At 33.2% G+C, this 12,012-nt stretch carries 9 protein-coding genes and 2 pseudogenes; 5 read left to right on the plus strand and 6 right to left on the minus strand.

Going from position 1 to position 12,012, the window contains the following annotated elements; genetic code table 11:
• Positions 1–81 precede the first annotated feature (81 nt).
• The 3 genes and pseudogenes from P5P87_RS20640 to P5P87_RS20650 all read right to left on the minus strand — a co-directional run bounded on the left by P5P87_RS20640 (position 82) and on the right by P5P87_RS20650 (position 2,206).
• The gene (locus P5P87_RS20640) at positions 82–432 is read right to left on the minus strand and encodes a carboxymuconolactone decarboxylase family protein (RefSeq protein WP_144217757.1); all 351 of its coding nucleotides are present in this window, start codon (positions 430–432) and stop codon (positions 82–84) included.
• Positions 425–1,241, minus strand: a pseudogene (gene tatC, locus P5P87_RS20645) (twin-arginine translocase subunit TatC). Before tatC ends, P5P87_RS20640 begins: the two are co-directional and overlap by 8 nt.
• A complete protein-coding gene (locus tag P5P87_RS20650; protein ID WP_278020463.1) occupies positions 1,241–2,206 on the minus strand; it encodes a KpsF/GutQ family sugar-phosphate isomerase in 966 nt (321 codons plus the stop codon). Before P5P87_RS20650 ends, tatC begins: the two are co-directional and overlap by 1 nt.
• A gap of 86 nt (positions 2,207–2,292) precedes the next feature.
• Here P5P87_RS20650 and recQ point away from each other — a divergent pair, with 86 nt between their 5' ends.
• Entirely contained in the window at positions 2,293–4,488 is a 2,196-nt protein-coding gene (gene recQ / locus P5P87_RS20655) for a DNA helicase RecQ (RefSeq protein WP_198857704.1), read from the plus strand.
• A 159-nt stretch (positions 4,489–4,647) separates the two neighbouring features.
• Here recQ and P5P87_RS20660 read toward each other — a convergent pair.
• Positions 4,648–4,888 (minus strand): annotated as a pseudogene (locus P5P87_RS20660) (hypothetical protein).
• A gap of 322 nt (positions 4,889–5,210) precedes the next feature.
• On the opposite strand from P5P87_RS20660, the gene P5P87_RS20665 reads away from it, so the two are divergent.
• From P5P87_RS20665 to P5P87_RS20675, 3 genes are all read left to right on the plus strand, one after another.
• Positions 5,211–6,770 carry an NAD(P)/FAD-dependent oxidoreductase gene (locus P5P87_RS20665; protein ID WP_278020464.1) on the plus strand — a complete coding sequence of 520 codons (1,560 nt, stop codon included), beginning with the start codon at positions 5,211–5,213 and terminating at the stop codon, positions 6,768–6,770.
• Positions 6,771–6,844: 74 nt separating this feature from the next.
• Positions 6,845–7,411 carry an SMI1/KNR4 family protein gene (locus P5P87_RS20670; protein WP_278020465.1) on the plus strand — a complete coding sequence of 189 codons (567 nt, stop codon included), beginning with the start codon at positions 6,845–6,847 and terminating at the stop codon, positions 7,409–7,411.
• A gap of 156 nt (positions 7,412–7,567) precedes the next feature.
• Complete coding sequence (locus P5P87_RS20675) at positions 7,568–8,641, plus strand: DUF6630 family protein (protein ID WP_278020466.1); 1,074 nt, start codon at positions 7,568–7,570, stop codon at positions 8,639–8,641.
• 93 nt (positions 8,642–8,734) lie between these two features.
• On the opposite strand, the gene P5P87_RS20680 is transcribed toward P5P87_RS20675, so the two are convergent.
• Both P5P87_RS20680 and P5P87_RS20685 read right to left on the minus strand, forming a co-directional pair.
• A complete protein-coding gene (locus P5P87_RS20680; protein WP_278020467.1) occupies positions 8,735–9,694 on the minus strand; it encodes a quinone oxidoreductase family protein in 960 nt (319 codons plus the stop codon).
• Positions 9,695–9,869: 175 nt separating this feature from the next.
• Entirely contained in the window at positions 9,870–11,273 is a 1,404-nt protein-coding gene (locus P5P87_RS20685; protein WP_278020468.1) for an aminopeptidase P N-terminal domain-containing protein, read from the minus strand.
• Between the two features lie 262 nt (positions 11,274–11,535).
• Here P5P87_RS20685 and P5P87_RS20690 point away from each other — a divergent pair, with 262 nt between their 5' ends.
• Positions 11,536–11,973 carry an META domain-containing protein gene (locus P5P87_RS20690; RefSeq protein ID WP_278020469.1) on the plus strand — a complete coding sequence of 146 codons (438 nt, stop codon included), beginning with the start codon at positions 11,536–11,538 and terminating at the stop codon, positions 11,971–11,973.
• The last annotated feature ends 39 nt before the right edge of the window (positions 11,974–12,012 follow it).

Here is a 12,012-nt window from a genome sequence, read left to right on the forward strand (position 1 = left end):
TTAATCGTTTAATCGATAAATCGTTTATTCGTTGCAAATTAACAAATAAACGATTCAACAGTTAAACGTATTAACAATTATTTATTTTCCAGCTTCTTCAAGTGCTTCCCAAAATTCGTAAGCTCTTCTTAAATGTGGAATTACAATTGTTCCTCCAACAAGAGTTGCGATTCCCATTGCTTCCATCATTTCTTCTTTAGAAACACCTTCTTTATAACTTGTTTCTAAATGGTATTTTACACAGTCGTCACATCTCAAAACAGTTGATGCAACTAAACCTAAAAGTTCTTTTGTTTTTACATCAAGAGCGCCTTCAGCATAAGCATTGGTGTCAAGATTAAAAATTCGCTTTACAATTTTGTTATTGTCAGCAAGCAGTTTTTCGTTCATTTTAGAACGATAGTCATTAAATTCTTGAATTATATCAGACATTTTCTTTCATTTTATTTTTATACACAATCTTCGATATCCAGATACTTAATTCGTAAATGATTAGCATCGGAATTGCAACAATAGTTTGACTCACAACGTCTGGCGGAGTTACAATTGCAAGCAATAATTAAAATAATTACAACGGCGTATTTCCAATATTTTCTTAAAAAAGAAGGAGTTACTAAGCCTAATTTTGTTAAGAAGTAAATTGCAATTGGAAGCTCAAAAAAGATCGCACTTCCCAAAATACTTGTTTTTACCATTCCCATGTAAGATTCTAGTGTAAACTGATTTTTTACAACATCACTCACAGAGAAAGTAGCAACGAAATTAACCGACATCGGAATAACTACAAAATAGCCAAATAATACGCCTAAGAAGAAAAGCATTGAAGAAACAAAGATGAATACTTTTGCATTTTTGCGTTCTTTCTCATATAAAGCAGGACTGATAAACTTCCAGATTTCCCATAAAATATAGGGAAAACTCAAGATAAAACCTGCCAGAAGGCACATCCATACAAAAATATTTACTTGCCCTTCCATTTCTGTATTCTGAATGATAAAATTCAATTCAGTAATACAAATGCTGTCTGCAAATCCTAATGAATGCGATAAATCACAGAACCAAACGTAGGTAAAAAATGTTGGCCTAATTGGTCCTAAAATAATCTGATCAAATAAATAATCACTGATAAAATAAGTGACAAATGCCATAATACATATTGCAATTGTACTTCTAACTAATAACCATCTAAGTTCTTCAAGATGGTCCAAAAATGACATCTCGCCAAGGTTTTTCTTTGCCATTATACGATTCCTTCTTTTAAAATGTCATGTAAATGTAATACTCCTTTATATTCGCCATTGTCGGCTACGATTAATTGTGTAATCGAGAAATCTTCTAAAATATTTAAAGCGTCAACCGCCATAGTTTCCGAGGAAACTACTTTTGGATTTTTAGACATAATATCTTTTGCTGTTAAGTCTGCTATAGTATCTACGTCGTTTAGCATTCTTCGGATGTCTCCATCAGTAATAATTCCAACAATTTTATTGTCTTCAATTACTGCTGTAACTCCTAATCTTTTTTCAGAAATTTCAAAAATTGCTTTTTTAATAGAAGTTTCTGGCGTAACTGCAGGTTTTAATGAATGCTCAATCATATCTTTTACTCGAAGCAGTAATTTTTTTCCTAAAGCTCCTCCTGGATGATAAACTGCAAAATCTTCGGGTTTAAAATCACGCATTTCCATTAAGCAAACAGCCAATGCATCGCCCATTACAAGCTGTGCTGTTGTACTATTTGTAGGAGCTAAATTGATAGGGCAGGCTTCTGTATCAACAGTTGTATTTAAAACCAAATCAGAGCCTTTTGCCAAAAATGAAGTTGTATTTCCTGTAATGGCAATTAAAGTGTTTCCAAACCTTTTTAATAAAGGAACAAGAACTTTAATTTCTGGACTATTTCCGCTTTTAGAAATGCAGATAATGATATCGTCGTTTTGAATCATTCCTAAATCACCGTGAATCGCTTCTGCTGCGTGTAAAAACATAGAAGGAGTTCCAGTTGAGTTAAAAGTAGCTACCATTTTTTGAGCAATGATCGCGCTTTTTCCAATTCCTGTAACGATCAGACGGCCTTTGGTTTCATATATGCGTTGGACGGCTTCGTAAAAATTTTCGTCCAAAAAATCAATTAGTTTTGTAATTGCTTCACTTTCAGAGAGTATTGTTTTCTTGGCGATCGCCAATATATTTTCTTTTGTGATCAAAACAGAATATTTAAAATTTGTATGTATAAAAGAAAGTTGTATCTTTATGTGTTGCAAATTTATACAAAATACCATTAATATAGAGAATGAATTCAAATGAAATTGAAATACATAAAGAATTAAAGAAGTATTTCGGCTTTAGCCAATTTAAAGGCTTGCAGGAGCAAGTCATTACGAGCATTTTAGACGGAAAAAATACATTCGTAATTATGCCGACCGGTGGAGGAAAGTCTCTTTGCTACCAATTACCGGCTTTAATTCAAGAAGGAACAGCAATTGTTGTTTCTCCTTTAATTGCTTTGATGAAAAATCAGGTAGACGCAATTCGAAGTCTTTCGTCTGAAAATGGAATTGCACATGTATTAAATTCCTCTCTAACTAAAACAGAAATTGCTCAGGTTAAAAAAGATATTACATCTGGATTGACCAAACTTTTGTATGTCGCCCCCGAATCATTGACAAAAGAAGAATATGTGGCTTTTTTACAAAGTGTTCCAATTTCTTTTGTTGCTATTGATGAGGCACACTGTATCTCAGAATGGGGACATGATTTTAGGCCAGAGTACAGAAATCTGAGAAATATAATCAAGCAATTGGGTAAAGTGCCAATTATTGGTCTTACCGCAACGGCAACCCCAAAAGTTCAGGAAGATATCCTGAAAAACCTTGACATGGCTGATGCTAATACTTTTAAAGCATCATTCAACAGACCGAACTTGTATTATGAAGTTCGCACAAAAACGAAAAATATTGAGTCGGATATTATTCGATTTATCAAACAACATAAAGGTAAATCTGGAATTATTTACTGCTTAAGCCGTAAAAAAGTAGAGTCGATTGCCGAAGTTTTACAAGTTAACGGAATCAGCGCAGTTCCTTACCATGCAGGTTTAGATGCCAAAACACGGGCCAAACATCAAGATATGTTCTTGATGGAAGATGTCGATGTTGTTGTAGCAACAATCGCATTCGGAATGGGAATTGATAAACCAGACGTTCGTTTTGTAATTCACCACGACATTCCAAAATCACTTGAAAGCTATTACCAAGAAACTGGTCGTGCAGGACGTGACGGCGGAGAAGGACATTGTTTGGCTTACTACTCTTATAAAGATGTAGAAAAGCTAGAGAAATTTATGTCTGGAAAACCAGTTGCAGAACAAGAAATTGGTTTTGCACTTTTACAGGAAGTTGTGGCTTATGCCGAAACCTCAATGTCACGCAGAAAATTCCTGCTACATTATTTCGGAGAAGAATTTGATAGCGAAAATGGTGAAGGTGCCGATATGGATGACAATGTTCGTAATCCTAAACATAAAGTAGAAGCCAAAGAACAAGTGGTTAAATTGCTTGAAATTGTTCGTGATACCAAACATATTTATAAATCAAAAGAAATTGTGTTTACTTTAATAGGGCGTATTAATGCCGTAATTAAAGCACATAAAACAGATACTCAGCCTTATTTTGGCGTAGGTTCAGACCACGACGAAAAATACTGGATGGCATTATTGAGACAAGTTCTAGTTTCTGGTTATTTGTCTAAAGACATTGAAACTTATGGAGTAATCAAAATCACAAAAGCTGGTTTAGACTTCATTAAAAAACCAGTTTCATTCATGATGTCTGAAGATCATGAATACAGCGAAGCGGATGATGAAGCAATAGTAACATCATCAAAATCTTCTGGAACTGCCGATGAGGTGTTAACGGGAATGCTTCGTGAACTTCGTAAAAAAGTAGCCAAAAAACTTGGAGTGCCTCCATTTGTAGTTTTCCAAGATCCGTCAATTGAAGATATGGCTTTAAAATATCCGATAACAATTCAGGAATTATATAATATTCATGGTGTTGGTGAAGGAAAAGCTAAAAAATATGGTAGTGAATTTGTTGCTTTAATCAGTCGTTATGTAGAAGACAACGATATTATTCGCCCAGACGATTTAGTGGTTAAATCTACAGGAGTAAATTCTGCCAACAAATTATATATTATCCAAAATATTGATAGAAAGCTTTCATTAAATGATATCGCTTCCGCGAAAGGACTTACGATGGATGCGCTGATCAAGGAAATGGAACAGATTGTTTATTCTGGAACAAAATTAAATATCAAATATTGGTTAGACGATATTCTAGATGATGATCAGCAGGAAGAAATTCACGATTATTTCATGGAATCTGAATCTGATAAAATCGAAGATGCGCTGAAAGAATTTGATGGCGACTACGATATAGACGAATTGCGATTAATGCGTATTAAGTTTATTAGTGAAGTAGCGAACTAAAAAATAAATTCCAAAGTTTTTAAATTCCAAATTCCAACCCTTTTTGGGAATATTCAAAATAAAAATTCCAAATTCCAAGTTTTCTATAGCATTGGAATTTGGAATTTCATTTTTTTAAGTATTTCAGTTTTGGAATTTGGAATTTAAAATATTGGAATTTTATTCAGTATATAATTCCCCACGATGCGGTTTCAAAGCATCTCTTACCTGAATCATATTCTCATCGGTTACGACCATAAATGCTATGGCGTACATTTCGTCTATGATTTTAAATCCAGTAATATTTAAAGGCAGACTTTTCTATTGTAATATATTCTTTAAGATGAATTTCGTGATGTTCTGCAGTTTTAGCAGAAGCTGGCCCACGGAAATCCCAGATTAGTTTTATTTTTCGTGACATTTTATTTAAAGGTGCAAAGGTTCAGAGTAGCAAAGGTACAAAGTCTTTCTCAAAGGTTCTAAGATTCTGAGGTGCTAAGGTTCTAAGTTTTTTTTTGTAGAGATATACTGCAGTGTGTCTAACTGCTCTTAAGAGAAATCTTTTTAATCCAAATAATCTGTGGCTAGAAATAAATTGCAAAGATTTTATGAAAAATAAATTAAGGATAAAATCTGCGTAAATCTGCGTGAAAATTTAGAGTAAATATAAAATCTCATTTCAAAATAGTACTTTTGCATGTTCTTTTCATAGAAAGAAAAGCTAATAGAATAAATAAAACAAAATGCCTAAAGAACTTTTACTTCAAGTTACACCCGAAATTGCCGCAAACGAATCATTGCTAAAAGATCATTTGTCTAAGCAGATTAAAGTTTCTGCTCAAGAAATTCAGCACGTTTCAATTTTAAAACGCTCTATTGACGCACGTCAGAAAGCGATTAAAATTAATTTGAAAGTTCTTATTTATTTAAAAGGCGAACCTTTTCAGGAAACTAAAATTGAGCTTCCTATATATAAGGACGTTTCGAATGCACAAGAAGTTATTGTTGTCGGTGCTGGTCCAGCTGGACTTTTTGCGGCATTGCAATTAATTGAATTAGGTTTAAAGCCAATTGTACTCGAAAGAGGAAAAGACGTTCGTGGCCGTCGCCGTGACTTAAAAGCGATAAATCGTGAACATATTGTAAACGAAGATTCGAATTATTGTTTTGGAGAAGGCGGAGCAGGAACATATTCTGATGGAAAATTATATACTCGTTCTAAAAAGCGTGGCGATGTAACTAGAATTTTAGAACTTTTAGTTGCTTTTGGAGCTTCTGAAGATATTTTGGTAGAAGCGCATCCGCATATCGGAACTAATAAACTTCCAAAAATTATTGAAGATATTCGAAATAAAATTAGGGAGTTTGGCGGTCAGGTTTTGTTTGAAACCCGTGTAAGCGATATTTTAGTAAAGAATAATGAAGTTGAAGGAATCGTAACGCAGAACGGAGATAAAATTCATGCCAATAAATTAATCTTAGCAACAGGACATTCGGCTCGCGATATTTTTGAATTATTAGACAAAAAGAAAATTTTAATAGAAGCAAAACCTTTTGCTTTAGGTGTTCGTGCAGAACATTCACAAGAATTAATAGATAGTATTCAATACAGTTGTGATTATCGTGGAGAACATTTGCCTCCAGCTCCGTATTCTATTGTAAAACAAGTTAACGGTCGCGGAATGTATTCGTTCTGTATGTGTCCAGGTGGAGTAATTGCGCCATGTGCGACAAGTCCGGGAGAAGTGGTTACAAATGGTTGGTCACCATCTAAGCGAGATCAATCAACGGCAAATTCTGGAATTGTAGTCGAATTAAAATTGGAAGATTTTAAGCCTTTTGCAAAATTTGGTGCTTTGGCCGGAATGGAATTTCAAAAAAGCATCGAACAAAAAGCTTGGCATTTGGCAGGAGAAACCCAAAAAGTTCCAGCACAGCGAATGATTGATTTTACAAAAAGTAAAGTTTCGGCAGATATTCCGAAAACATCTTATGTTCCAGGAACCACTTCGGTTGAGTTAGGACAGGTTTTTCCTGGATTTTTAACTCAAATTATGCGTCAAGGTTTTCAGGATTTTGGAAAATCAATGCGCGGATATTTAACTAACGAAGCAATTTTGCATGCGCCAGAAAGTAGAACTTCATCACCAGTTAGAATTCCGAGAGATCCGATGACTTTGGAGCATTTGCAAATCAAAGGTTTATATCCTTGTGGAGAAGGTGCAGGTTATGCAGGCGGAATTATTTCTGCGGCAATTGATGGCGAAAAATGTGCTTTAATGATTGCGGAATCCTTGAAATAATTGACTTCAGGTTTTTTGGTCCAGTAAAGATTGTTATCTTAGTATTCTGATTTTAATAGAATATTCCCCCAAAGATGACAATACAAGAAATCGAAAAAAAATACAGATTTGAATACCCTTTCTTATACAAACAGTTAGAGGCTGACGGCATGCTAGATGTTGGAGAATATGGTCCAAATTGGTATACAGATGTCTATCCTACTTTAAAAGACAATCCGCCTTTGCTTTTACATTCTTATGATTTTGAATCGCTGAATTTAAAATCTGTTGCAGAAGAAATAGAAGAACTTCAAGATCCAGAAGATTATCGAAATATAAATCCAGAATTTAAATTTATTCCGTTTGCTAAAAGTGGCGGTGGCGATCATTATTGTTTCTTTTTAAACGAAGAAAACAATGGAGATGTGCCGATTGTTTTTGTTTGGCACGACTCTAATGAAGTTAATTATTTGGCAAAAAACCTTCAGGATTTTATTTTCAAAGTTTTATTGATTGATATGTCGAAACAAGATGTCTATAATGAACTTACTGATGAGGAATTTAGAGACGATATAGAATCAGTATTTAAATCGCACAAAAAGTATCTGACTGAGCAGACAAAACGCAATTCTATCAGCTATTTTAGAACGAGATATAATTGATTACGAAATACATGTTTCGCCAAAAATAGTTGAATCTGCTAGAGGATTATTAACAGATCATGAATTAGAATCGATTGTTAATGAAGTGATTCCTTTTGATAAAATGAATCAGAGTTTTAAATATTCTAACGATTAGTTTTAATACCAGTAATTGTAATGAGCTTTTTCTCAAACATATTTGGACGCAATAGCGACCCAAAATCTATCATTTCTTTTGATGTTATTGATCCTATTTACTCCTATTTATATAATGAGCAGTCAAGTCTTGAATTTAAAGTAAAGGGAATTCAGGAAGATGTGATGGTGAATTTATTTTTCTTTCCAAGTTCATTTGATCATGAAGAAGGAAATGAAGAAATTAAAAAAGCAGGTTTCAATAATGCTTATGAAGTTTTGAATGAACTTTATAAAAAAATGAATATTTCGACTCTTTCTGATGAGCAGATTCAAGAAGGTTTAGAGTACGATTTTATACACATTCAATTTTATTCGGAGCCAACCCCAGAAGAAAAAAAGTTCTTTAAGCGTTCTATAAAAAACTTCGTGATCTTTTTCTGTCGCACGAATAGTTTAGAAATAAACGATTTTAAAATATTGTATTCAGGAAGACATTTCTTTGATTATACAAAAGGATTGCTGGAAAGCGAACTTTTAGATGTAAATAATCCGAAGAATGAAAGTGAAGAAATCGGAATTAGAGATTTTAAATTGGTTTTGCAGGGAATCTGCCAATATTTAAATATTGAAATTCCTAAAACAGTAGAACTTTCTTCTCAAGAAAATTTAGTGCAAAATGAAGAAGCGACTGTAGAAACATTTAAAGAATTTCTACAATTAGTTTCTAGAGGAGAAATCGACGAAGAACTATTACAAAGTCAATCCCAAGAACTTTTTGATAAGAGAAATCAAAATGATGATGAATTTGATTATGATTTTGACTTTTTTGAAGGTATGAATTCATGGCATAGCGACTGGAAATTTGATCCAGAAGATGCAGAATATTTTATTTCTGAAATGCTTGGTGAAGATTTCAGGTTTGATTATCCAGAAGAAACCTATAGTCATGATTTGTTTCCATACATTCAATCTGAATTAGAAAAAAGGAATTTGGAATTAATGACGTATGAAACGTATGGCGATAGTTATTTGTTTTTTCTAGCCAATAAAAATGAAGTGAATAGGATTCTAGAATTGTCTGAATTGACAAAAATGGAAGTCGTTAAATTATGATGTTTTGCCACGAATTACACCAATTCTCACGAATTAAATTTAAAACCAAAAATAAAAATTAGTGAAAATTGGTGTAATTCGTGGCAAAAAAAATTAAGGAATCAAAATAATTTTTCCAGTGCTTTTTCTGCTTTCTAGAAAATCGTGCGCTAATTTTCCTTCTGATAATTTAAAAGATGTTGGTTCTGAAAGTTTGATTTTTCCTTCGGTAATCCAACTAAATAATTGAGTTGCTCTTTTAATTCTTTCTTCTTTAGAATTTAAATAACTCCATAAGTCACCTCCCGTTAAAGTTTTAGAACCATCCATTAGCATTCTTGGGTCTACAGGTGCTGGATCTCCGCCCGCCATTCCGAAGAAAACTACTTGTCCACATTCTTTGGTGACTTCAAAACTTTCCATCAAAGTACTTCCTATACTATCATAAACAGCATCGACACCATTGGGAACAACTTTAAAAACTTGCGATTTCCAATCGTCATTATAAAGAAAAACATGATCTGCACCTTGTTCAAATCCAGTTTTTGCTTTTTCAGCCGATGAAGTTAATCCAATGACAGTTGCGCCTAAAAGTTTACTGATCTGAGTTAGTATTTGACCAACTCCACCTGCAACGGCATGTATCAAAACAGTTTCTCCTTTAACAGTTTTATGACTATCTGTTGCAAGATAATGAGCTGTTAAACCTTGAAGCAAAACAGAAGCTGCGGTTTCAAAAGAAATATTTTCAGATAACGGAATAATGTGATTTACATTTACGGCAACCAATTCTGCATTGGCAAACGGAGCATCGGCAAAAGCCACACGATCGCCAATTTTAAATTCTGAGTGATTATTTGCATCAACAACAATTCCTGCTCCTTCATAACCGGCAATAAAAGGCGGATTTCCTTTTAAGTGATAATTTCCCTTGCGTCGGTAAACATCTGCAAAATTTAATCCGATGGCTTTCATTTCGACTAAAATTTCGTCTTTTTTTAATTGCGGATTAGGGATTTCTATATATTCTAAAACATCTGATTCTCCAAAAGAAGAAAAGGTAAGTGCTTTCATTTTTAATTGATTTAAGAATGTAAAGTTCGGGAAAATTCAAAAGAAAAAGCCTCAAATTATTTTGAGGCTTTTTTTATTTTTTCTTGGCCACAGATTAAAAGGATTTTCACAGATTTTTTTAAGTTTTTAATTTAAAAATTTTAATAATCCATTTAATCTGTGGCAAAAAAACTAATTAGATCTTAGGGAATTTCATGTCATTAAAAGTACTTTTTTGTTTGGCTAAAGCTTCAATGTCTTGCCATTTTCTAGGAGAATCTGCAGAAAGATTTTCATAAGAATCTTTAAGCATTAAAATATCATCTTCGATACGAACGCCAATATTCCACCATTTTTTATCGCATTTGCTATTTGCAGGAATATAAATTCCTGGTTCAACAGTAAGAATCATGTTTTCTTTTAGAGTTCCCATATAATTTCCTTTATCATGAACATCTAAACCAAGAAAATGCGAACATCCGTGCGGATAATAAATTCGGACATCTTTAGGATCTGTAATAATTCCTAATTTAATTAACCCAGCAGTTATAACTTCTTTTGCTTTTTTATTTAAATCCTGAATAGGAGTTCCTTCTTTACAGATTTTAAAAACTTCTTCCTGTGCATCATAAACAATTTGGTAAATTGCTTTTTGCTCTTCAGTAAATTTTCCGTTTGCAGGAATTGTTCTAGTAACGTCTGCAGAATAACCGTGATATTCAGAACCAACATCCATTAATAATAATTGATTGTCGATTTTTGTAGCGTTATTGTCTCCATAATGCAAAATACATCCGTTTGCTCCAGCGCCAACAATTGGAGGATAACCTTCGCCTTCTGCACCGTAATGTCTGTGAATGTAGGCATGAATTCCGTCTGCTTCATTTTCGCTCATATCTGGGCCAACTGCTTTCATAACCTCATTATGTGCAACGCAAGAAAGTTTTACCGTTTTGCGCATTAAAACAAGCTCTTCAGGAGTTTTGATTTCGCGAAGAGAATTGGTGATTTTGTCAAACAAATCTGTAGAAGCTTCATTTGCTGTTGTAATTCCTGCTTTAGATTTAAATGATTTTAGTAATGCATATAAATTATCAGGACTGTTGTTTTCTGCAACATCTGTTGGAATTTCGTCATAAATAACTTTGTCAAATTTTGCAAAATCAATTGCAAAGGCATTAAAGTCTTTTCCGTTGTAAACAGTTGTAAAACCTAATTTAGATTTAGCTCCTTCAATTCCTAAACGTCTTCCAGTCCATGTTTCGCGAGACGCATTTCTTTCTCTTACAAAAAGAACTTCGTTGTATTTTTCTGTTCCTTGAGGTTCTTTAAAAAGCACTAAAATAGCATCGGGTTCTTTGTATCCTGTTAAGTAATACATATCAGGATTTGGATGATAATTGTAGTTAATGTCTTTAGAGAAAACTTTTTCTGGATAAGAAAAAACAACGGCGACAGAATTAGCAGGCATTAAAGCTCTAAAAGCTTCACGTCGTCCTTGATGGAATTCTTTTGTTAGGTAATCTGTTGGAAGGTTTTCTTGCGATTGAACAAACGGAGCTGTCAATGCAAATACAAACAAAAATAGAAATTGTTTCATTTTTTGGTTTTTTTGTTGATGATTTGGCTTTTTGATTGATGCAAATTACAAAAAAAATAGTGTTACTTGTTTTATTTTAAACATCTGGGCGATAAAACTTTAAATAATTTGTAGTAACTTAGAGACAGAAAATAACAGCGTTGAGTTAAATTTAAACTTAAGAAAAGCTGTAACTGGGCATGAATATTGAGAATAGGATTTTTATAGAATTATTTTAGTTCAAAAAAAGAAAACAAATTATAAATCTTTAAAAAACATTTTTATGAAAAAATACACATTTGCAGTCCTTTCAGTTTTAACGCTATTATTTGCTTCATGCAAGACATCAAAAACAGATAAAAGCGCCAGCGATCTATTTGACACAACTTGGGAACTTGAGTATATTTCTGGACCAAGAATTGCTTTTGAAGGATTGTATCCGCATAAAAAGCCACAACTTACTTTCGATCAAAAAGAAACAAAAGTATACGGAAATAATGGATGTAACGGTTACAGTGCGCCTTATACTTTAAAAGGTAAATCTTTGACTTTTGGAGAAGCAGGGCCAACTACAATGATGTTTTGTGAAGGTGGTGGAGAACAGGAGTTTTTAAAACAAATTAAATTAGTTACGAGTTATTCTGTTGATAAAGACGGAAAACTAAATTTAATTCATGATAATGTACCAGTGATGCGATTTAAAAAAGTAGCTAAACAATAGTACTCAAAATCAATATACAAGAAAGGTGAAATGAAATTT

The organism is Flavobacterium ginsengisoli, assembly GCF_029625315.1.
GTDB lineage: Bacteria > Bacteroidota > Bacteroidia > Flavobacteriales > Flavobacteriaceae > Flavobacterium > Flavobacterium ginsengisoli.

Bases quoted from the DNA above. Each gene is read 5' to 3' on its own strand.
- P5P87_RS20640 (WP_144217757.1), bottom strand. From the start codon at position 432: ATGTCTGATATAATTCAAGAATTTAATGACTATCGTTCTAAAATGAAC.
- recQ (WP_198857704.1), top strand. From the start codon at position 2,293: ATGAATTCAAATGAAATTGAAATACATAAAGAATTAAAGAAGTATTTC.
- P5P87_RS20665 (WP_278020464.1), top strand. From the start codon at position 5,211: ATGCCTAAAGAACTTTTACTTCAAGTTACACCCGAAATTGCCGCAAAC.
- P5P87_RS20670 (WP_278020465.1), top strand. From the start codon at position 6,845: ATGACAATACAAGAAATCGAAAAAAAATACAGATTTGAATACCCTTTC.
- P5P87_RS20675 (WP_278020466.1), top strand. From the start codon at position 7,568: ATGAGCTTTTTCTCAAACATATTTGGACGCAATAGCGACCCAAAATCT.
- P5P87_RS20680 (WP_278020467.1), bottom strand. From the start codon at position 9,694: ATGAAAGCACTTACCTTTTCTTCTTTTGGAGAATCAGATGTTTTAGAA.
- P5P87_RS20685 (WP_278020468.1), bottom strand. From the start codon at position 11,273: ATGAAACAATTTCTATTTTTGTTTGTATTTGCATTGACAGCTCCGTTT.
- P5P87_RS20690 (WP_278020469.1), top strand. From the start codon at position 11,536: ATGAAAAAATACACATTTGCAGTCCTTTCAGTTTTAACGCTATTATTT.